The organism is Escherichia sp. E2586 (assembly GCF_005781105.1).
Lineage (GTDB): Bacteria > Pseudomonadota > Gammaproteobacteria > Enterobacterales > Enterobacteriaceae > Escherichia.
This window is the reverse complement of record NZ_VATN01000003.1, coordinates 1-22,465: the sequence shown is the minus strand read 5'-3', so window position 1 is coordinate 22,465 and position 22,465 is coordinate 1. Positions and strand designations below refer to the sequence as shown.

The following is a 22,465-nucleotide window of genomic DNA, read 5'->3' as shown; positions in this document are numbered from 1 at the left end:
CTTTACGATTTCAACTGATAATCCAGCGTAATTTCCGCTTTCAGTACCTGAGAAACCGGGCATCCTGCTTTTGCTTTCTGGATAATGCCGTCAAAAGTGGACGCATCAATACCCGGCACGGCAACTTCGCTCTTCAGTGCGATTTTGGTTATCGCAAAACCAGCATCCACTTTATCCAGCGACACATCGGCGGTGGTATCAATCGATGTTGGCGTGAATCCCGCTTCCCCCAGCATTAATGAAAGCGCCATTGAGAAACATGCGGCATGCGCTGCGCCAATCAGTTCTTCAGGGTTAGTTCCTTTTTCGCCTTCAAAACGCGTGTTAAACCCATACGGCTGTTGGTTCAGCACGCCGCTCTCGGTGGATACTGTCCCCTTCCCGCGTTTAATATCGCCTTCCCAGTGTGCCTGACCTTTCTTATGGATTGTCATTCTTGCTCTCCTGTGGGCTTAAAAAGGAAATTATAGACTACGTGAGAATCAGCACGAGGATAAGCAGGATATTCCGAATAAAATCAGGCGAAAATATTTCTCCTGCACTTAAATTAAACGCCCACGATAGATAACCGGAAATATATAACTCAAGAGATATTACCTCAATATAAATCAACTCATTACAATAACAATCACCATCAATATCATGCAGTTAAAATATAAAAATCATCAACCAGGACTAATCTTAACAACGAAGCGGCAAATATTTGCCATGCTGAATGTGCTTTATAAATCTGCGATCCGTAGCAGACACCATAAATACACAGACACGGAGAATCACTATGTTTACTTATTATCAGGCAGAAAATTCAACAGCAGAACCTGCTCTGGTTAATGCCATTGAGCAAGGCCTTCGGGCAGAGCATGGTGTTGTCACTGAAGATGACATTCTCATGGAGTTGACCAAATGGGTCGAAGCCTCTGATAACGACATCCTCAGTGATATCTACCAGCAAACGATAAATTATGTGATCAGCGGCCAGCACCCTACGCTTTAAGCTGCTATGCTTGATCGGCAACCTAATTTAGGGGTTTAGCACGTGTTTCTTCGCTACGGCGATGTTGTCCTTAAAACTAGCTACAGGATTGAGGAGTACAAATGAAATCGAATCGTCAGGCACGTCATATTCTTGGACTGGATCATAAAATTTCTAACCAGCGCAAAATAGTTACCGAAGGTGACAAATCCAGTGTGGTAAATACCCCAACCGGCAGAAAACGCCCCGCTGAAAAGTAATCTTTAACAATCAGTCCTCAATGACGATTAAACACCATTGCCTGCGCAATGGTGTTTTTGTTTTTATCTGCTTTATACTTGGGGCCGACGCCCTGGCGGTAAAGCAAAGAAGATAAAAGCACCCCAGGGATGGATATTCAAAAAAGAGTGAGTGACATGGAACCAAAAACAAAAAAACAGCGTTCGCTTTATATTCCTTACGCTGGCCCTGTACTGCTGGAATTTCCGTTGTTGAATAAAGGCAGCGCCTTCAGCATGGAAGAACGCCGTAACTTCAACCTGCTGGGGTTACTGCCGGAAGTGGTCGAAACCATCGAAGAACAAGCGGAACGTGCGTGGATCCAGTACCAGGGATTCAAAACCGAAATCGACAAGCACATCTACCTGCGTAATATCCAGGACACCAACGAAACCCTCTTCTACCGTCTGGTAAACAATCATCTTGATGAGATGATGCCTGTTATTTATACCCCAACCGTCGGCGCAGCCTGTGAGCGTTTTTCTGAGATCTACCGTCGTTCACGCGGCGTATTTATCTCTTACCAGAACCGCCACAATATGGACGATATTCTGCAAAACGTGCCGAACCATAATATCAAAGTGATTGTGGTGACCGACGGCGAACGTATTCTGGGGCTTGGTGACCAGGGCATCGGCGGGATGGGCATTCCAATTGGTAAACTGTCGCTCTATACCGCCTGTGGCGGTATCAGCCCGGCGTATACGCTGCCGGTGGTGCTGGATGTTGGCACTAATAACCAGCAACTGCTTAACGATCCGCTGTATATGGGCTGGCGTAACCCGCGTATTACAGACGACGAATACTATGAATTTGTTGACGAATTTATCCAGGCTGTGAAACAACGCTGGCCGGACGTGCTGTTACAGTTTGAAGACTTCGCGCAAAAAAATGCGATGCCACTGCTTAACCGCTATCGCAATGAAATTTGTTCCTTTAATGATGATATTCAGGGAACCGCGGCGGTAACGGTAGGCACACTGATCGCAGCAAGTCGCGCGGCAGGCGGTCAGTTAAGCGAGAAAAAAATCGTCTTCCTCGGTGCAGGTTCAGCGGGATGCGGCATTGCCGAAATGATCATCGCCCAGACCCAGCGCGAAGGATTAAGCGAGGAAGCGGCGCGGCAGAAAGTCTTTATGGTCGATCGCTTTGGCCTGCTGACCGACAAGATGCCGAACTTGCTGCCTTTCCAGACCAAACTGGTGCAGAAACGCGAAAACCTCAGTGACTGGGATACCGACAGCGATGTGCTGTCACTGCTGGATGTGGTGCGCAATGTCAAACCGGATATTCTGATTGGCGTCTCCGGACAGGCCGGGCTTTTCACCGAAGAAATCATCCGTGAGATGCACAAACACTGTCCGCGTCCGATCGTGATGCCGCTGTCTAACCCGACGTCACGCGTGGAAGCCACACCGCAGGACATTATCGCCTGGACCGAAGGTAACGCGCTGGTCGCCACGGGCAGCCCGTTTAATCCAGTGGTATGGAAAGATAAAATCTACCCTATCGCCCAGTGTAACAACGCCTTTATTTTCCCGGGCATCGGGCTGGGTGTTATTGCTTCCGGCGCGTCACGTATCACCGATGAGATGCTGATGTCGGCAAGTGAAACGCTGGCGCAGTATTCACCATTGGTGCTGAACGGCGAAGGTATGGTACTGCCGGAACTGAAAGATATTCAGAAAGTCTCCCGCGCAATTGCGTTTGCGGTTGGCAAAATGGCGCAGCAGCAAGGCGTGGCGGTGAAAACGTCTGCCGAAGCTTTGCAACAAGCCATTGACGATAATTTCTGGCAAGCCGAATACCGCGACTACCGCCGTACCTCCATCTAAGCCTGCGCCCGGTAGTGAAGGCTAACGGGCAATTTTTCTCTCCCTTTTTTAGATCTCATCCATACTGGGTAGTGGCGAATAAATCTCATTTGCCTCACCTGCTATGCAGAACATCATCCGAAAAGGAGGAACTATGAAGGCTGCGGTTGTTACGAAGGATCATCATGTTGACGTTACGGATAAAACACTGCGCTCACTGAAACATGGCGAAGCCCTGCTGAAAATGGAGTGTTGTGGTGTATGTCATACCGATCTTCATGTTAAGAATGGCGATTTTGGTGATAAGACCGGTGTGATTTTGGGTCATGAAGGTATTGGTGTGGTGGCAGAAGTTGGCCCAGGTGTCACCTCATTAAAACCAGGCGATCGTGCCAGCGTGGCGTGGTTTTACGAAGGATGCGGTCATTGCGAATACTGTAACAGTGGTAACGAAACCCTCTGTCGTTCGGTAAAAAATGCCGGATACAGCGTTGATGGCGGGATGGCGGAAGAGTGCATCGTGGTGGCGGATTACGCAGTAAAAGTGCCAGATGGCCTGGACTCGGCGGCGGCCAGCAGTATTACCTGCGCGGGCGTCACCACCTACAAAGCCGTTAAACTGTCAAAAATTCGTCCTGGGCAGTGGATTGCTATTTACGGTCTTGGCGGTCTGGGTAACCTCGCCCTGCAATACGCAAAGAATGTCTTTAACGCCAAAGTGATCGCCATTGATGTCAATGATGAGCAGTTAAAACTGGCGACCGAAATGGGCGCTGATTTAGCGATTAACTCACGCACTGAAGACGCCGCCAAAATTGTGCAGGAAAAAACCGGTGGCGCTCACGCCGCTGTGGTGACAGCGGTGGCTAAAGCTGCGTTTAACTCGGCGGTTGATGCTGTACGAGCAGGCGGTCGTGTTGTGGCTGTCGGTCTGCCGCCGGAGTCTATGAGCCTGGATATCCCACGCCTTGTGCTGGATGGTATTGAAGTGGTCGGTTCGCTGGTCGGCACGCGCCAGGATCTAACCGAAGCCTTCCAGTTTGCCGCCGAAGGCAAAGTGGTGCCGAAAGTCGCCCTGCGTCCGTTAGCGGACATCAACACCATCTTTACTGAGATGGAAGAAGGCAAAATCCGTGGCCGTATGGTGATTGATTTCCGTCGCTAAGAGACCTTTGCTGCGACTGCCATGTTCGGGTCGCAGCCTGTTTTGCGAGACGCTTTCCGCAATTTCACTCTTCTTCTTTTCCTCCCCCATCTTTCCCCTCACAATTCGCGAAAACGTAGCGAAATTTGTTGCGCTGCACGGAACAATAGTGATAGTGTTCCTTTCGAGGGAACAAGGATGAAGAGATGATAATGAATTTCAGACACAAGGGATTGCGTGACTTGTTTCTTCTCGGCAAAACCTCCGGCGTTATACCGACGCAAGTCAAACGATTACGCCACCGACTCGCTGTGATTGATGCAGCAAGCTGTCTTGCTGATATCGATATGCCCGGTTACCGACTACACCCGTTAAGCGGCGATCGCGATGGAATTTGGGCGATATCTGTCTCGGGCAACTGGCGAATCACATTTGAATTCGTCAATGGCGATGCATACATACTGGATTACGAGGACTATCACTGATGAAAATGGCCAATCATCCCCGCCCGGGGGACATTATTCAGGAATCACTGGACGAACTTAATGTCAGCCTGCGCGAGTTTGCCAGAGCAATGGAAATTGCGCCCTCAACGGCAAGCCGATTGCTGACCGGAAAAGCAGCGTTGACGCCAGAAATGGCAATTAAACTTTCCGTGGTGATCGGCAGTTCGCCGCAAATGTGGCTGAATCTGCAAAACGCCTGGAGCCTGGCAGAGGCTGAAAAAACGGTGGATGTGTCGCGACTGCGCCGTCTGGTTACGCAATAAAAAAATGGCACCTTATAAAGCGCCATTTGAAACTGATGACAAACGCAACATTGCCCGATGCGCTACGCTTATCAGTCCTACACGTTCACTGCAATCTATTGGATTTGAACGGTTTGTAGGCCGGATAAGGCGTTCACGCCGCATCCGGCATGAACAAAGTGCACGTTGTCTACAATAAAAAATGGCGCCTTTTACAGCGCCATTTTCAGCTTAAAGTTCAAAAGAGATTATATCCCTTCTTCACTCTCTTTTTTCGCTTCTGCCTTCTCGATTTCACGATACCAGCGCGGATGGTGTTTCTTCGCCCAGCGACGGCTCACCTTCCCTTCGATCATCCCTTTAATCGACCCTTTCACCCAGAATGCCATATACATATGGATCAGGATGGCGTGGATCAGGATGATGCCCGCAGCCGCGTGGATCAGCAGACTGTAACGGACAACCTGCATCGGGAAGTACTGCGCAAAGTACGGACGCCAGATAATCACCCCAGTCACCAGCAGCACAAAAATCATGCTCATGATCGACCAGAACATCATCTTCTGTCCGGCGTTGTACTTACCAACATCCGCCACTTTGTGCTCATTGCCTTTCAATACTTCAACAATGTTCAACAGCCACGGAATATCTTTCTTATCCGGGATGTTGTGATGCACAAAGCGGAAGAACATAAACATCAGCGCGACGAAAATCGCAATGCCGAAGAACGGGTGCAAAATGCGCCCCATCTGCGGCGTACCGAAGGTTTGCGTCAGCCATTGCAGCGTCGGGAAGAAGAACGAAATCCCGGACAGCGCCACCAGGAAGAAGCAAATCACCACGGTCCAGTGACAGGCGCGATCAATAAACTTGGTGCGCACAATCATTTTCGACTTACTCATGATGCTCCTCCTCGTCATCGTCCACTTCCTTATTCGGGCCAATACCGATGTAGTGGAAAATCAACCCAGCAAAAGTGGCGATAAAGCCAGCCGCTGCCAGCGGTTTCAACGCGCCTTTCCACAGGTTTACCGAGGTGTCGATCTTCGGATCTTTCGGCAGACCGTGATACAGCTCCGGCTGATCGGCGTGATGCAGCACGTACATAACGTGCGTACCACCGACACCTTCCGGGTTGTAGACGCCAGCATGTTCGTAACCACGCGCTTTCAGTTTCGCCACGCGCTGTTCCGCCAACTCCAGCATCTCCTTCTTGGTGCCAAAGTGGATAGCCCCGGTCGGACAGGTTTTCACACAAGCTGGTTCCTGGCCGACGCTGACGCGATCGACGCAGAGTGTGCATTTATATACCCGGTTATCCTCTTTGTTGAGGCGCGGAATATTAAACGGACACCCGGCAATGCAGTAACCACAGCCGATGCAGTTTTCCGACTGGAAATCGACAATCCCGTTAGCGTACTGAATGATTGCACCAGCAGACGGGCACGCCTTCAGGCAGCCCGGATCTTCACAGTGCATACAGCCGTCTTTACGGATCAGCCACTCCAGCTTGCCGTTCTGTTCGGTTTCGCTAAAGCGCATCACCGTCCATGACTTGGCGCTCAGATCGGCGGGGTTATCGTATACCCCGACGCAATGCCCCACTTCATCACGGATGTCGTTCCACTCAGAACACGCCACCTGACAGGCTTTACAGCCGATACAGGTGGAAACGTCGATAAGTTTCGCGACTTCTGCTTTGTAATCACGCACCTGAGAAGGCGGCGTGATGGAGTTAGTTGCGGACCTTTTGATAATGTCCTGCGTTTCCATAGCCATCTGTTCGCCCCCTTACGCCTTCTCGATGTTGACTAAGAACGCTTTATATTCCGGCGTTTGCGAGTTTGCATCACCGACATTCGGTGTCAGAGTGTTAGCGATATAACCTTTACGCGCGACACCCTCAAAGCCCCAGTGGATTGGAATACCCACCGTTTCAACCTGCTGACCGTTTACATTCAGCGGTTTCAGACGGCGCGTTACCACAGCCACCGCGCGGATAAAACCACGCTTGCTGGAGACAGTGACACGATCGCCATTGGCAATGCCTTTCGCTGCTGCCAGCGTTTCGCTTATTTCCACAAACTGTTCCGGCTGAGCAATTGCGTTGAGCAACGCGTGCTTGGTCCAGGTGTGGAAGTGCTCGGTCAGACGATAGGTCGTACCCACATACGGGAACTGCTCTTTTTTACCCATCCGCAGCGCGTCTTGTTCATACAGACGAACAACCGGGTTAGAAACCACGTTCGGATGCAGCGGGTTAGTACCCAGCGGCGTTTCAATTGGCTCGTAGTGTTCCGGGAACGGACCTTCCGCCATTTTGTTGATGGCAAACAGGCGTCCCATCCCTTCCGGCTGCATGATAAACGGCCCGGTTGGCGCACCCGGAGCGGCATTGCCGAAGTCCGGAATATCGTTACCCGTCCACTTGCTGCCGTTCCACTGGATCAGCATCCGTTTCGGATCCCACGGTTTACCGTTGATATCCGCCGAAGCACGGTTGTAGAGCACGCGACGGTTGAGCGGCCACGCCCAGGCCCATCCCAGCGTATTCCCCAGACCGGATGGGTCGGAGTTATCGCGGTTAGCCATCTGGTTGCCCTGCTCTGTCCAGCTACCGGTGTAGATCCAGCAAGAAGATGCGGTTGTACCGTCATCACGCAGATGCGCAAAGCTACTCAGCAACTGACCTTTCTTCGCAATCAGCACGCCATTAGCGTCATAGAGATCTTCCAGCGCATAGCCGTTGTTTTCTTTTGCCACTTCGTCAGATTGCGGCTCGTGCGGTTGCTTGTAGTTCCAGCTCATCTTCATCAGCGGTTCTACACCTTTACCACCTTCGGCCTGGTACAGCTCGCGCAGATGATGGTAGATACCCGCCAGAATTTCGCCGTCGTTACGCGCTTCGCCCGGTGCGTCCTGACCTTTCCAGTGCCACTGCAACCAGCGACCGGAGTTAGCGATAGAACCATCTTCTTCAGCAAAGCAGGTCGAAGGCAGACGGAATACTTCAGTCTGAATAGACGCCGGATCGACATCGTTCGACTCGCCGTGGTTCTGCCAGAAGGTAGAGGTTTCAGTCACCAGCGGATCGATAACCACCATGTACTTCAGCTTGCTCAGGCAGCTCACCACTTTGTTTTTGTCCGGGAAGGACGCAACCGGGTTAAAGCCCTGGCAGAAATAACCGGTGACTTTGCCTTCGTCCATCATGTTGAAATACTTGATGACGTCGTAGGTCTGATCCCACTTCGGCAGCCAGTCGTAGCCCCAGTTATTCTCTTTCTGCGCGGCATCGCCGTAGAAAGATTTCATCAGGCTAACGAAGAACTTCGGATAGTTGCTCCAGTAGTTCACCTGATCGGCCAGCGTCGCTTTCGGCGTGTTCGCTTCCAGATACGACTGCAAATCAACCTGTTTTTCTGACGGCAGCGTCAGATAACCCGGCAGGCTGGTAGAGAGCAGGCCTAAGTCGGTCAGGCCCTGAATGTTGGAGTGACCACGCAATGCGTTCACGCCGCCACCGGCCATACCCATGTTACCGAGCAGCAACTGGATCATCGCCATAGTACGGATGTTCTGCGCACCCACGGTGTGCTGCGTCCAGCCCAGCGCGTACAGGAAGGTGGTTGTGCGATCCGGCGCGCTGGTGGAGGCCAGCACTTCACACACTTTCAGGAAGTCGGCTTTTGGCGTACCGCAGATGTTTTCAACAACGTCCGGTGTGTAGCGGGAAACGTGCTCTTTCAGCAGGTTCCACACACAGCGCGGATGAGTCAGTGTTTCATCGCGTTTCGCATAGCCGTTTTCATCGAACTGATAGTTCCAGGACGACTTATCGTACTGGCGTTTTTCAGCGTCATAGCCACTGAACAGGCCATCTTCGAAAGCAAAATCATCACGCACCAGCAGGCTGGCGTTGGTGTAATGCTTAACGTATTCGGCGTTGATTTTGTTATTTTCGATCAGGTAGCGCAAAACGCCAGACAGGAACGTAATGTCCGTACCGGAACGAATAGGTGCGTAAATATCCGCTACAGAAGCGGTACGCGTAAAACGGGGATCGACAACGATCAAGGTTGCATCGTTGTTGTTTTTCGCTTCCATCGCCCAGCGGAAACCGACGGGATGCGCTTCAGCAGCGTTACCGCCCATCACCATTACGACGTTAGCGTTTTTGATATCCACCCAGTGGTTGGTCATCGCACCGCGACCAAATGTTGGAGCAAGACTTGCTACCGTTGGTCCGTGTCAGACGCGCGCCTGGTTGTCTACCGCCAGCATCCCGAGGGAGCGGGCAAATTTCTGGGTCAGCATCCCGGTTTCGTTGCTGGCACCGGAGGCACACAGCATACCGGTAGAAAGCCAACGGTTTACCGTTACGCCCTGCTCGTTCTTTTCAATAAAGTTAGCGTCACGGTCAGCTTTCATCAGCTTCGCAATACGGGAGAATGCTTCATCCCAGCTAATGCGCTGCCATTTGTCAGAACCTGGCGCACGATATTCCGGGTAGCGCAGACGGTTTTCGCTGTTGACGTAATCCAGCAAACCGGCCCCTTTCGGGCACAGCGCACCACGACTTACCGGATGATCCGGGTCACCTTCAATGTGATAAATCGCTTCTCTGGCGTTTTTCGCGCCATCACCCAGGCTATACATCAATAGCCCGCAACCTACGGAACAGTATGTGCAGGTGTTACGGATCTCTTTAGCGCGTAATAATTTGTAGTTTCGCGCCTGAGCCAGTGCTTGCTTCGGGGCAAAGCCCAATGCTGCTACTGTTGTTCCCGCCATACCGCCCGCGCAGATTTTAAAAAATTGTCTGCGACTGACGTCCATTGCTTTCCTCTTTTTTCAGGGGTATTACTGCGCGAGGAAACTAACAGTAAAATTCTGAATCTTTTTGCGCGAAATCAAAAAGAACACCTGTTTGCCACAAAATAATCCGCCTGCGCAAATTGACCTACCTCAATGGCGGTAGAAAAACACACCACTGCCTGACAGCCTGGTTAAAAAAATGCTATAAATTTCAGCTTAATTTTTAACGGCAAGAGAGACTAAACAGCGAGCATGACACGACAAAAAGCAACGCTCATAGGGCTAATAGCGATCGTCCTGTGGAGCACGATGGTAGGATTGATTCGCGGCGTCAGTGAGGGGCTCGGCCCGGTCGGTGGCGCAGCTGCTATCTATTCATTAAGCGGGCTGCTGTTAATTTTCACGGTTGGCTTTCCGCGCATTCGGCAGATCCCGAAAGGTTATTTACTTGCGGGGAGTTTCTTATTCGTCAGCTATGAAATCTGTCTGGCACTTTCCTTAGGGTATGCAGCAACCCGTCATCAGGCAATTGAAGTGGGCATGGTGAACTATTTATGGCCCAGTCTGACGATACTTTTTGCCATTCTGTTTAATGGCCAGAAAACCAACTGGCTGATTGTACCAGGATTATTATTAGCCCTTGGTGGCGTCTGCTGGGTATTAGGGGGTGAAAATGGCCTCAAGCCGGATGAAATTATCAACAATATCACTACCAGCCCGTTGAGTTATTGCCTGGCTTTTATTGGTGCTTTTATCTGGGCCGCTTATTGCACGGTCACCAATAAATATGCCCGTGGATTTAACGGTATTACCGTTTTCGTCCTGCTGACGGGAGCAAGTTTGTGGGTTTACTATTTTTTAACGCCGCAACCGGAGATGGTATTTAGCACGCCCGTCATTATAAAACTTATCTCAGCGGCATTTACTTTAGGATTTGCTTACGCGGCGTGGAACGTCGGCATTTTACATGGCAACGTCACCATTATGGCGGTAGGTTCGTATTTTACGCCTGTGCTTTCGTCGGCGCTTGCTGCGGTACTGCTTAGTGCTCCGCTATCGTTCTCTTTCTGGCAAGGCGCATTGATGGTCTGCGGCGGTTCCCTGCTCTGCTGGCTGGCAACGCGTCAACGATAAGCAAAGGCTACGACAATAAAGCCACGATTCATACGGCAACAAATACGTTTGCCGTATGTTAGTTTAAAAATAAGTAAAAAATATGATGCATCATTGTTACATTCAGTAACACATATCCATTCAGATAATCAGCTTTCTCCCCCCGCAGATTCGCTTTGTTATCTATTCTTTCAATCAGCACTTCACTCTATTTACTCTTAATTCTAATAACGGACCATTGCGTCCAATGTCCTGCCTTGTCTTTTTTTCATTAACAATGTGTGCATGTGAGGAAGAATATGGCACTACAAAATGAGAAAAATAATCGTTACCTTTTACGCGACTGGAAGCCAGAAAATCCGGCCTTCTGGGAAAATAAAGGAAAACACATTGCCCGAAGAAACCTCTGGATATCAGTAAGTTGTTTACTCCTTGCCTTCTGTGTCTGGATGTTATTTAGCGCAGTTGCCGTTAATCTCAATAAAATCGGCTTTAATTTCACTACTGATCAGCTTTTTTTATTAACCGCCTTACCTTCCGTTTCCGGTGCATTATTGCGTGTTCCCTACTCCTTTATGGTGCCTATATTCGGCGGACGCCGTTGGACAGTTTTTAGTACCGCGATTCTGATTATTCCTTGCGTCTGGCTCGGTATTGCTGTGCAAAATCCGAATACCCCTTTTGGGATATTTATTGTTATTGCTTTGCTCTGTGGTTTTGCTGGCGCGAACTTTGCTTCGAGTATGGGAAATATCAGTTTTTTCTTCCCGAAAGCCAAACAAGGCAGTGCATTAGGGATTAATGGCGGGTTGGGGAATTTAGGCGTCAGCGTGATGCAACTGGTTGCGCCGCTGGTGATTTTTGTACCGGTATTTGCTTTTCTTGGCGTCAATGGCGTACCGCAGGCCGATGGTTCGGTGATGTCGCTGGCGAACGCCGCATGGATTTGGGTACCGCTACTGGCGATTGCCACTATCGCCGCCTGGTCAGGGATGAATGATATTGCCAGTTCACGTGCGTCAATTGCTGACCAGTTGCCCGTTTTGCAACGGTTGCATCTGTGGCTGCTGAGTCTGCTCTATCTCGCTACCTTTGGCTCGTTTATCGGTTTTTCCGCCGGATTTGCCATGCTGGCAAAAACACAGTTCCCGGATGTGAATATTCTGCGCCTGGCGTTCTTTGGCCCGTTTATCGGTGCCATCGCGCGGTCGGTGGGTGGTGCTATTTCCGATAAATTCGGCGGCGTGCGGGTGACGTTGATCAACTTCATTTTTATGGCGATTTTCAGCGCCCTGCTGTTCCTTACCCTACCTGGCACGGGTTCCGGCAATTTCATCGCATTTTACGCTGTGTTTATGGGGTTATTCCTTACCGCTGGTTTGGGAAGTGGTTCTACTTTCCAGATGATCGCTGTCATCTTTCGCCAGATAACGGTTTATCGCGTCAAGATGAAAGGCGGCAGCGATGAACAGGCCCAGCGAGAAGCAATCACTGAAACGGCGGCGGCGCTGGGCTTTATTTCGGCCATCGGCGCGGTGGGCGGCTTCTTTATTCCACAAGCATTTGGCATGTCGCTGAATATGACCGGATCGCCAGTGGGCGCGATGAAAGTGTTTTTAATCTTTTACATCATCTGTGTGCTGCTGACCTGGCTGGTTTATGGTCGGCGGAAGTTCAGCCAAAAATAAGAGATCGATGCCTGATGTACAACCGTGTCGCATCCGACAAGGCATCAGATCCCAAATCATTCCTGGAGCAGGAGTCATGTCATGAGTAAACTTTTGGATCGCTTTCGCTACTTCAAACAAAAGGGCGAAACCTTTGCCGATGGTCACGGACAGGTGATGCATAGCAACCGCGACTGGGAAGATAGCTATCGCCAGCGTTGGCAATTCGACAAAATCGTGCGTTCCACCCACGGCGTTAACTGCACTGGCTCCTGTAGCTGGAAAATCTACGTTAAAAATGGCCTGGTGACCTGGGAAATCCAGCAGACCGACTACCCGCGCACTCGCCCTGATCTGCCCAATCATGAACCCCGCGGCTGCCCGCGTGGCGCAAGTTACTCCTGGTATCTTTACAGCGCTAACCGCCTGAAATACCCGCTAATTCGTAAACGACTGATTGAACTGTGGCGCGAAGCCCTTAAACAGCACAACGATCCAGTACTGGCGTGGGCATCGATTATGAACGATCCGCAAAAGTGCCTGAGCTACAAACAAGTGCGTGGGCGCGGCGGCTTTATCCGCTCCAACTGGCAGGAACTAAACCAGCTGATTGCCGCAGCTAACGTCTGGACCATCAAAACCTATGGCCCGGATCGCGTTGCCGGATTCTCACCGATTCCGGCGATGTCGATGGTATCTTACGCCGCCGGAACGCGTTATCTGTCTCTGCTTGGCGGCACCTGTTTAAGTTTCTACGACTGGTATTGCGACCTGCCGCCCGCCTCGCCAATGACCTGGGGCGAGCAAACCGACGTGCCAGAATCTGCCGACTGGTATAACTCCAGCTACATCATCGCCTGGGGATCTAACGTACCGCAGACGCGCACGCCAGACGCTCACTTCTTTACCGAAGTGCGCTACAAAGGCACCAAAACTATCGCCATTACCCCTGACTACTCGGAAGTGGCAAAACTGTGCGACCAGTGGCTGGCGCCAAAGCAAGGCACTGATAGCGCGCTGGCGATGGCAATGGGCCATGTGATTTTAAAAGAGTTTCATCTCGATAATCCCAGCGACTACTTTATCAACTACTGCCGCCGCTACAGCGACATGCCGATGCTGGTAATGCTGGAACCACGTGAAGATGGCAGCTACGTTCCCGGGCGCATGATCCGCGCGTCTGACCTGGTGGATGGACTGGGCGAAAGCAACAATCCGCAGTGGAAAACCGTGGCGGTTAATACCGCAGGTGAACTGGTGGTGCCGAACGGTTCGATTGGTTTTCGCTGGGGAGAAAAAGGCAAATGGAATCTGGAATCCATTGCCGCCGGTACGGAAACCGAATTGTCGTTAACCCTGCTCGGTCAACACGACATCGTTGCAGGCGTGGCCTTCCCCTACTTTGGCGGCATTGAAAATCCGCACTTTCGCAGCGTAAAACACGATCCGGTACTGGTGCGTCAATTACCCGTTAAAAACCTGACATTAGCCGATGGCAGCACCTGTCCGGTCGTCAGCGTTTATGATCTGGTACTGGCGAATTACGGCCTCGATCGCGGGCTGGAAGATGAAAGCAGCGCAAAAGATTACGCTGAAATCAAACCGTACACCCCAGCCTGGGGTGAGCAAATTACCGGCGTACCGCGCCAGTATATTGAAACCATCGCCCGCGAATTTGCTGATACCGCCCATAAAACGCATGGGCGCTCGATGATTATCCTCGGTGCTGGCGTCAACCACTGGTATCACATGGACATGAACTACCGCGGGATGATCAATATGCTGATCTTCTGCGGTTGTGTCGGGCAAAGCGGCGGCGGCTGGGCGCACTATGTCGGTCAGGAAAAACTGCGCCCGCAAACCGGCTGGTTGCCGCTGGCCTTTGCGCTCGACTGGAACCGTCCACCGCGCCAGATGAACAGCACCTCGTTTTTCTACAATCACTCCAGCCAGTGGCGCTATGAAAAAGTCACCGCGCAGGAATTGCTCTCACCGCTGGCCGACGCCAGTAAATACAGCGGTCATCTGGTTGATTTCAACGTTCGCGCCGAGCGCATGGGCTGGCTACCTTCTGCGCCGCAACTGGGGCGTAACCCGCTATCCCTGAAAGCCGAAGCCGACAAGGCCGGATTATCACCCGCCGAATTTACCGCCCAGGCACTGAAGTCAGGCGAGTTACGCATGGCCTGCGAACAGCCGGACAACGGCAGCAACCATCCGCGTAACCTGTTTGTCTGGCGTTCAAACCTGCTTGGCTCGTCCGGCAAGGGCCACGAGTATATGCAGAAGTATCTGCTGGGTACGGAAAGTGGCATTCAGGGGGAAGAACTTGGACCGACGGAGGGAATCCAACCGGAAGAAGTTGAGTGGCAAACTGCAGCGATTGAAGGCAAGCTCGACCTGCTGGTGACGCTCGACTTCCGTATGTCCAGCACCTGTCTTTTCTCCGATATTGTTCTGCCTACTGCCACCTGGTACGAAAAAGACGATATGAATACTTCGGATATGCATCCGTTTATTCATCCACTTTCTGCGGCGGTCGATCCGGCCTGGGAATCACGCAGCGACTGGGAAATCTACAAAGGTATCGCCAAAGCCTTTTCGCAAGTGTGCGTGGGACATCTCGGCAAAGAAACCGACGTGGTATTACAACCACTGCTGCACGACTCTCCGGCAGAGCTCTCCCAGCCGTGTGAAGTGCTCGACTGGCGCAAAGGCGAATGCGATCTGATCCCTGGCAAAACTGCCCCCAATATTGTGGCGGTGGAACGCGACTACCCTGCTACCTATGAACGCTTTACCTCGCTCGGGCCACTGATGGACAAACTTGGCAACGGCGGTAAAGGGATTTCGTGGAATACCCAGGATGAAATCGATTTCCTCGGTAAACTCAATTACACCAAGCGTGATGGCCCGGCACAGGGGCGTCCGCTGATTGACACCGCCATTGATGCGTCAGAAGTGATTCTGGCGCTGGCACCGGAAACCAACGGCCATGTGGCGGTCAAAGCGTGGCAGGCGCTGGGCGAAATCACCGGACGCGAACATACCCATCTGGCGCTGCACAAAGAGGACGAGAAGATTCGCTTTCGCGATATTCAGGCGCAGCCACGTAAAATTATCTCCAGCCCCACATGGTCCGGTCTCGAAAGCGATCACGTCTCCTACAACGCCGGATACACCAACGTTCATGAGTTAATTCCGTGGCGCACGCTGTCGGGCCGTCAGCAGCTGTATCAGGATCATCCGTGGATGCGTGCTTTTGGTGAAAGCCTGGTGGCTTATCGCCCGCCTATCGACACCCGCAGCGTCAGTGAAATGCGCCAGATCCCGCCAAACGGCTTCCCGGAAAAAGCACTTAACTTCCTGACTCCGCACCAGAAATGGGGCATTCACTCCACCTACAGTGAAAACCTGCTGATGCTGACGCTCTCGCGCGGCGGGCCGATTGTCTGGATCAGCGAAACCGATGCCCGTGAACTGACCATTGTCGATAACGACTGGGTGGAAGTGTTTAACGCCAACGGCGCGCTGACTGCCCGCGCGGTTGTTAGCCAGCGCGTACCGCCGGGCATGACCATGATGTATCACGCCCAGGAACGCATTATGAATATCCCCGGCTCGGAAGTAACCGGCATGCGCGGCGGCATTCATAACTCGGTCACCCGCGTGTGTCCGAAACCGACGCATATGATTGGCGGTTACGCGCAGCTGGCCTGGGGCTTCAACTACTACGGCACCGTCGGCTCGAACCGCGACGAATTTATCATGATCCGCAAGATGAAGAACGTTAACTGGCTGGATGATGAAGGTCGCGATCAGGTACAGGAGGCGAAAAAATGAAAATCCGTTCGCAAGTCGGCATGGTGCTTAACCTCGACAAATGTATCGGCTGCCATACCTGTTCGGTGACCTGCAAAAACGTCTGGACCGGTCGCGAAGGCATGGAGTACGCATGGTTTAACAACGTCGAAACCAAACCGGGCATTGGTTACCCGAAAAACTGGGAAGATCAGGAAGAGTGGCAAGGCGGCTGGGTCCGCGATGTCAACGGTAAGATCCGTCCGCGTCTGGGCAGCAAGATGGGGGTAATAACCAAAATCTTCGCCAACCCGGTGGTGCCGCAGATTGACGATTACTACGAACCTTTCACCTTCGACTACGAACATTTGCATAGCGCGCCAGAAGGTAAACATATTCCCACCGCCCGCCCGCGTTCGCTGATTGACGGTAAGCGGATGGACAAAGTGATCTGGGGGCCAAACTGGGAAGAACTGCTGGGCGGCGAGTTCGAAAAACGCGCCCGCGACCGCAACTTCGAAGCCATGCAAAAGGAGATGTACGGGCAGTTTGAAAACACCTTCATGATGTATCTGCCGCGTCTGTGCGAACACTGCCTCAACCCCAGCTGCGTGGCGACCTGCCCCAGCGGCGCTATCTACAAACGCGAAGAAGATGGCATTGTGCTGATCGATCAGGATAAATGCCGTGGCTGGCGTTTGTGCATTAGCGGTTGTCCGTACAAAAAAATCTACTTCAACTGGAAAAGCGGCAAGTCAGAAAAATGTATCTTCTGTTACCCGCGAATTGAGTCAGGCCAACCAACCGTGTGCTCAGAAACCTGCGTGGGTCGCATCCGGTATCTGGGCGTGCTGCTTTACGACGCCGACCGCATTGAGGAAGCGGCGAGCACCGAGCGCGAAGTTGATCTCTATGAGCGCCAGTGCGAAGTGTTCCTCGATCCGCACGATCCCTCAGTGATCGAGGAAGCCCTGAAACAAGGTATTCCACAAAATGTGATTGAAGCTGCCCAGCGTTCACCTGTCTACAAAATGGCGATGGACTGGAAACTGGCGCTACCGTTGCACCCTGAATATCGCACCCTGCCGATGGTCTGGTACGTTCCTCCGTTGTCGCCGATTCAGTCCTACGCTGATGCGGGCGGTTTGCCGAAAAGCGAAGGCGTGCTCCCCGCCATCGAAAGCCTGCGTATTCCGGTGCAATATCTCGCCAATATGTTGAGTGCCGGCGATACCGGCCCGGTACTGCGGGCGCTAAAAAGGATGATGGCGATGCGCCACTATATGCGCTCACAAACCGTGGAAGGCGTTACTGATACCCGCGCCATCGACGAAGTGGGTTTGAGCGTCGCTCAGGTCGAAGATATGTATCGCTATCTCGCTATCGCCAACTATGAAGATCGTTTTGTCATTCCGACCAGTCATCGTGAAATGGCGGGCGACGCTTTCGCAGAACGTAACGGCTGCGGCTTTACTTTTGGCGACGGTTGCCACGGCTCGGACAGCAAATTTAACCTGTTCAATAGTAGCCGAATTGATGCCATCGACATTACCGAAGTACGCAATAAAGCGGAGGGCGAATAATGCAGATCCTCAAAGTGATCGGCCTGTTGATGGAGTATCCGGACGAGCTGTTATGGGAAAGCAAGGAGGATGCGCTGGCGTTGATCCGCCGCGACGCGCCGATGCTTACGGATTTCACCAACAACCTGCTTAACGCGCCGCTGCTGGATAAACAGGCCGAATGGTGCGAAGTGTTTGACCGTGGACGTACCACATCGCTGCTGCTGTTCGAACATGTTCATGCCGAGTCCCGCGATCGAGGCCAGGCAATGGTGAACCTGCTGGCGGAGTATGAAAAGGTCGGTCTGCAACTGGATTGTCGGGAACTGCCTGATTATCTGCCGCTGTATCTAGAATACTTAAGCGTACTGCCGGACGACCAGGCGAAAGAAGGGTTACTCAACGTTGCGCCGATCCTCGCCCTGCTTGGCGGACGTTTAAAACAACGCGAGGCACCGTGGTATTCGTTGTTTGACGCCCTACTGCATCTGGCGGGTAGTACACTTTCAAGTGACAGTGTCACTAAACAGATTCGCAGTGAAGAGCGCGATGACACCCGCCAGGCGCTGGATGCGGTGTGGGAAGAGGAACAGGTGAAGTTTATTGAAGATAACGCCACGGCGTGTGACAGCTCGCCGCTTAATCAATATCAGCGACGCTTTAGCCAGGATGTCGCACCGCAGTATGTCGACATCAGTGCGGGAGGTGGGAAATGATTCAGTATCTGAACGTCTTTTTTTACGATATCTACCCGTACTTGTGTGGCACGGTTTTTATCCTTGGAAGCTGGCTGCGCTACGATTACGGGCAGTATAGCTGGCGCGCCGCCTCCAGCCAGATGCAGGATAAACGCGGGATGGTGCTGTGGTCGAACTTGTTCCATATCGGCATTCTGGGGATCTTCTTCGGTCATCTGTTCGGCATGTTAACGCCGCACTGGATGTACGCGTGGTTTCTGCCGGTGGCGGTAAAACAACAGATGGCGATGGTGCTCGGTGGTATTTGCGGTGTATTAACGTTGATTGGCGGTGCGGGGCTGCTGGTGCGTCGTTTAACAAATCCGCGTATCAGGGCGACGTCTTCTGGTGCGGATATCCTGATCCTCGCCATTTTGTTAATTCAGTGCATTCTTGGGTTAACCACCATTCCCTTTTCAGCACAACATCCGGACGGCAGTGAAATGATGAAGCTGGTGGGATGGGCACAAAGTATCGTCACTTTCCAGGGCGGCGCATCGACGCATCTTGATGGCGTAGCTTATATCTTTCGCGTTCATCTGGTATTAGGAATGACCATCTTCCTGCTCTTCCCGTTCACCCGACTGGTGCATGTGTGGAGCGCGCCGTTTGAGTACTTTACTCGTCGCTATCAGATTGTGCGTTCGCGGCGTTAATCATCACCCTGGCCGGATAGCCCTTCGCTCTCCGGCCAGTTGCAGGCTATGATAGTTCTCCAGCCACAGGAGAACATTAATGAAACCGCAGGTTTACCACGTCGATGCTTTTACCTCTCAACCGTTTCGCGGCAATTCTGCCGGTGTTGTTTTCCCCGCCGATAATCTCAGTGAAGCGCAAATGCAACTTATCGCCCGCGAGTTAGGGCATTCGGAAACTGCTTTTCTGCTGCACAGTGACGACAGCGATGTGCGCATTCGCTACTTTACGCCAACGGTTGAAGTGCCGATTTGCGGTCACGCGACCGTGGCAGCACATTATGTACGTTCGAAGGTATTAGGTTTGGGAAATTGCACGATCTGGCAAACGTCACTGGCAGGAAAACATCGCGTGACTATCGAAAAGCACCACGATGGTTATCGTATTTCGCTGGAACAAGGTACGCCGGGCTTTGAGCCACCACTGGAAGGTGAAACACGTGCGGCGATTATCAACGCGCTTCATCTCACTGAGGACGATATTCTGCCAGGCTTGCCAATTCAGGTGGCAACAACAGGACACTCAAAAGTGATGATCCCGTTGAAACCAGAAGTGGATATCGACGCCCTTTCGCCTGACCTTGCTGCGCTGACCGCTATCAGCAAACAGATTGGCTGCAATGGTTTCTTTCCCTTCCAGATCCGTCCAGGCAAAAACGAAACCGATGGTCGCATGTTCTCGCCTGCGATTGGTATTGTGGAAGATCCGGTGACCGGCAATGCCAATGGTCCGATGGGTGCATGGTTGGTACATCACAACGTATTGCCTCACGATGGTAGCATGTTGCGTGTTAAAGGCCATCAGGGGCGCGCTCTGGGGCGTGACGGTGTGATTGATGTGACGGTGACAATTCGCGATAACCAGCCGGAGAAAGTGACTATTTCTGGTACAGCGGTGATTTTATTTCATGCCGAGTGGGCAATTGATCTTTAAAACCGTTGCCATATACGGCAGAAAAACAAATTGCCTGATGCGCTTCGCTTATCAGGCCTACAATCGCCGGATTAGGCGTTTACGCCGCATCCGGCACTCTGGCACCAACTATTTCCCCGCTTCCGGATGCGTATCAAACGCTGCCATCACCTGCGCCAGCTCATCCACAGTAAACCCATGTTTCGCATCATCCACGCCCAGTCCAAACTGCTCCTGCATCACGGCATACAAGGACGCCGCATCTGGCAAATTCTGCTGCTCTGCTACGTGACCATTTTCATAATGGGTGAAATGAAAATTGGTCAACGTCAGCTTGCCACCGTCCGGCAAATGGCGGCACATTAACAAATGATGGCGAAAATGCGATTGCGGCCAGTGCGCCGACCAGAAATTACCCATCACATAATCGCTTTGTTGCTGCTCGCAGAGATCAAAACGGTACATCGACTGCCAGTGCTGATGATGATTAAACTGCAAAACCCAGTCGTCCCCTTCCTGTAACAGCCGATATTCGCCATGTGGCGTTGTTTGCGCGATATCCGGCACTAAACGGATTGGCGCGGTCAGCGTCTGACCACCAAAACCAACGTCGGCAATCCATTGTTCACCTTCCAGTTCTACTAACAACAGACGGTGCGTGCGCGGCGGTAATGATGGCGGATTAGATAACACTACGCGCCCTAACAGACTGCGCACATGAAAACCCAGCTCGCGTAATACCCGCTCAAACACGCCATTCTGTTCAAAGCAATAACCGCCACGCCGGGCGAACACCAATTTCTCTTCCAGAGATTGATCATCAAGCTGCATTTCCCTCGGCAGCAGTACATCAAGATTTTCAAATGGAATGGTGCAATTGTGTTTCAGGTGTAATGCACGAAGCGTATCGATATTGGCCGCAGCAGCTCCCGACCAGTTAATGCGGGCAAAATAATGATTCAGAATGGGCGTCATCAGGCGTTTCCGTTAGTGGTTTTATCCAGTGCGCCATAAAACCCCGTCCTTCAGGGTGGGGATATAAGGCGCGGTTTTCCACCTAACCAGGTGTTTGCTGTTGTTCAATGTATTGGCGGATGACGGATATTGGCGCACATCCGCAGCTACTGGCAAAATAGCTGGGACTCCACAAAACGCATTTGTGGTAATACCTGACTGCAATATCTGGTCGATCTCGTCGCAGCAATCTACTCGATACGCCTTTGAGGCTGTTTACCAGACTGGATATCGCCAGCTTGGGTGGATAGTTAATTAACAAATGGACGTGATCTTGTTCGCCATCCATTTCAACCAGTTCAGCTTCAAAATCAGCACATACATTTGAAAAGTAAGTGCGTAGTTTTTCTGTCGCGTCATGGTCAAAAATCTGGCGTCTGTATTTGGTTAGACAAAGACCAGGTGAACATGCATCAGGAAAACACAGTGCCTTCCGCGTCGGATATCGGTTTCTTTTTTCATAGACCAAAGTATAGTTTGCCCTGTGAAGCGACTACAAGCATTTAAATTCCAGTTAAGACCCGGTGGTCAACAGGAGCGTGAAATGAGGTGCTTCGCAGGCGCGTGTCGTTTCGTTTTCAATCGTGCTCTGGCGCTTCAGAATGAGAATCATGAGGCCGGTAATAAATACATCCCTTACGCGAAAATGGCTTCCTGGTTGGTTGAGTGGAAAAATGCCACTGAAACACAATGGATTAAAGATGCCCCATCACAGCCATTGCAACAGTCACTGAAAGACCTTGAGCGAGCCTACAAAAATTTCTTCCAGAAGCGTGCGGCTTTTCCCCGATTCAAAAAGCGGGGACAGAATGACGCATTCAGCTACCCGCAGGGCGTTAAGCTCGATCAGGAAAACAGCCGTATTTTTCTGCCGAAACTTGGCTGGATGCGCTACCGGAACAGTCGTCAGGTCATGGGGGTTGTAAAAAATGTCACAGTCAGCCAGTCCTGCGGTAAGTGGTACACCGTATCGTAAATATCCGCAGGGACTACCTTCACAAAGTCACAACGACAATCAGCAAAAACCACGCAATGATAGTCATTGAGGATTTGAAGGTCAGCAACATGTCAAAGTCAGCCGCGGGTACGGTCAGCCAGCCGGGGCGCAATGTCCGGGCAAAATCAGGTTTAAACCGTTCGATACTGGATCAGGGCTGGTATGAAATGCGCCGCCAGCTTGAGTACAA

The 22,465-nt window shown here is 51.8% G+C and carries 18 protein-coding genes and 2 pseudogenes; 14 read left to right on the top strand and 6 right to left on the bottom strand.

What is annotated here, in order from left to right:
• Positions 1-2 precede the first annotated feature (2 nt).
• Positions 3-434, bottom strand: a complete 432-nt coding sequence (osmC, locus tag FEK50_RS03080) for a peroxiredoxin OsmC (protein ID WP_000152305.1) — start codon at positions 432-434, stop codon at positions 3-5.
• A gap of 344 nt (positions 435-778) precedes the next feature.
• On the opposite strand from osmC, the gene bdm reads away from it, so the two are divergent.
• The 6 genes from bdm (at position 779) to FEK50_RS03050 (ending at position 4,979) form a co-directional block, all read left to right on the top strand.
• Positions 779-994: a biofilm-dependent modulation protein gene (gene bdm / locus FEK50_RS03075; protein ID WP_000495763.1), complete on the top strand. Its 216-nt coding sequence runs from the start codon at positions 779-781 to the stop codon at positions 992-994.
• Positions 995-1,095: 101 nt separating this feature from the next.
• On the top strand, positions 1,096-1,233 hold the full coding sequence (gene sra, locus FEK50_RS03070) for a stationary-phase-induced ribosome-associated protein (RefSeq protein WP_000841557.1): 138 nt from the start codon (positions 1,096-1,098) through the stop codon (positions 1,231-1,233).
• A gap of 156 nt (positions 1,234-1,389) precedes the next feature.
• On the top strand, positions 1,390-3,087 hold the full coding sequence (maeA, locus tag FEK50_RS03065; protein ID WP_131162616.1) for a malate dehydrogenase: 1,698 nt from the start codon (positions 1,390-1,392) through the stop codon (positions 3,085-3,087).
• A gap of 133 nt (positions 3,088-3,220) precedes the next feature.
• The gene (gene adhP, locus FEK50_RS03060) at positions 3,221-4,231 is read left to right on the top strand and encodes an alcohol dehydrogenase AdhP (RefSeq protein WP_000642407.1); all 1,011 of its coding nucleotides are present in this window, start codon (positions 3,221-3,223) and stop codon (positions 4,229-4,231) included.
• Positions 4,232-4,416: 185 nt separating this feature from the next.
• Positions 4,417-4,695, top strand: coding sequence for a type II toxin-antitoxin system RelE/ParE family toxin (locus FEK50_RS03055; RefSeq protein ID WP_000605676.1), 279 nt, complete (start codon positions 4,417-4,419; stop codon positions 4,693-4,695).
• On the top strand, positions 4,695-4,979 hold the full coding sequence (locus FEK50_RS03050; protein ID WP_000781370.1) for a HigA family addiction module antitoxin: 285 nt from the start codon (positions 4,695-4,697) through the stop codon (positions 4,977-4,979). Before FEK50_RS03055 ends, FEK50_RS03050 begins: the two co-directional genes overlap by 1 nt.
• A gap of 227 nt (positions 4,980-5,206) precedes the next feature.
• On the opposite strand, the gene fdnI is transcribed toward FEK50_RS03050, so the two are convergent.
• From fdnI to fdnG, 3 genes are read right to left on the bottom strand one after another with little or no spacing between them, the layout of a single operon-like run.
• On the bottom strand, positions 5,207-5,860 hold the full coding sequence (fdnI, locus tag FEK50_RS03045) for a formate dehydrogenase-N subunit gamma (RefSeq protein WP_000045638.1): 654 nt from the start codon (positions 5,858-5,860) through the stop codon (positions 5,207-5,209).
• Positions 5,853-6,737 carry a formate dehydrogenase N subunit beta gene (fdnH, locus tag FEK50_RS03040; protein WP_001240581.1) on the bottom strand — a complete coding sequence of 295 codons (885 nt, stop codon included), beginning with the start codon at positions 6,735-6,737 and terminating at the stop codon, positions 5,853-5,855. The genes fdnI and fdnH overlap by 8 nt, the downstream gene beginning before the upstream one ends.
• Positions 6,738-6,749: 12 nt before the next feature.
• The gene (gene fdnG, locus FEK50_RS03035) at positions 6,750-9,797 is read right to left on the bottom strand and encodes a formate dehydrogenase-N subunit alpha (protein WP_138211662.1); all 3,048 of its coding nucleotides are present in this window, start codon (positions 9,795-9,797) and stop codon (positions 6,750-6,752) included.
• 231 nt (positions 9,798-10,028) lie between these two features.
• On the opposite strand from fdnG, the gene yddG reads away from it, so the two are divergent.
• From yddG to FEK50_RS03000, 7 genes are all read left to right on the top strand, one after another.
• Complete coding sequence (gene yddG / locus FEK50_RS03030; RefSeq protein WP_130210507.1) at positions 10,029-10,910, top strand: aromatic amino acid efflux DMT transporter YddG; 882 nt, start codon at positions 10,029-10,031, stop codon at positions 10,908-10,910.
• Positions 10,911-11,188: 278 nt separating this feature from the next.
• A complete protein-coding gene (gene narU, locus FEK50_RS03025) occupies positions 11,189-12,577 on the top strand; it encodes a nitrate/nitrite transporter NarU (RefSeq protein WP_130210509.1) in 1,389 nt (462 codons plus the stop codon).
• 81 nt (positions 12,578-12,658) lie between these two features.
• On the top strand, positions 12,659-16,399 hold the full coding sequence (gene narZ / locus FEK50_RS03020) for a nitrate reductase Z subunit alpha (RefSeq protein ID WP_131162614.1): 3,741 nt from the start codon (positions 12,659-12,661) through the stop codon (positions 16,397-16,399).
• Positions 16,396-17,940, top strand: coding sequence for a nitrate reductase subunit beta (gene narH / locus FEK50_RS03015; RefSeq protein WP_130210513.1), 1,545 nt, complete (start codon positions 16,396-16,398; stop codon positions 17,938-17,940). Before narZ ends, narH begins: the two co-directional genes overlap by 4 nt.
• Positions 17,940-18,635: a nitrate reductase molybdenum cofactor assembly chaperone gene (gene narW / locus FEK50_RS03010; RefSeq protein ID WP_131162613.1), complete on the top strand. Its 696-nt coding sequence runs from the start codon at positions 17,940-17,942 to the stop codon at positions 18,633-18,635. Before narH ends, narW begins: the two co-directional genes overlap by 1 nt.
• Positions 18,632-19,312 carry a respiratory nitrate reductase subunit gamma gene (gene narI, locus FEK50_RS03005; RefSeq protein WP_131162612.1) on the top strand — a complete coding sequence of 227 codons (681 nt, stop codon included), beginning with the start codon at positions 18,632-18,634 and terminating at the stop codon, positions 19,310-19,312. Before narW ends, narI begins: the two co-directional genes overlap by 4 nt.
• A gap of 79 nt (positions 19,313-19,391) precedes the next feature.
• Complete coding sequence (locus FEK50_RS03000) at positions 19,392-20,285, top strand: PhzF family isomerase (RefSeq protein ID WP_131162611.1); 894 nt, start codon at positions 19,392-19,394, stop codon at positions 20,283-20,285.
• Between the two features lie 108 nt (positions 20,286-20,393).
• On the opposite strand, the gene nhoA is transcribed toward FEK50_RS03000, so the two are convergent.
• Positions 20,394-21,239, bottom strand: coding sequence for an N-hydroxyarylamine O-acetyltransferase (nhoA, locus tag FEK50_RS02995; RefSeq protein WP_130259029.1), 846 nt, complete (start codon positions 21,237-21,239; stop codon positions 20,394-20,396).
• An 82-nt stretch (positions 21,240-21,321) separates the two neighbouring features.
• A pseudogene (gene tnpA, locus FEK50_RS02990) lies at positions 21,322-21,740 on the bottom strand (IS200/IS605 family transposase).
• Positions 21,741-21,762: 22 nt separating this feature from the next.
• Between tnpA and FEK50_RS02985 the strand changes: the two are divergent.
• A pseudogene (locus tag FEK50_RS02985) lies at positions 21,763-22,465 on the top strand (transposase); the annotation flags it as partial.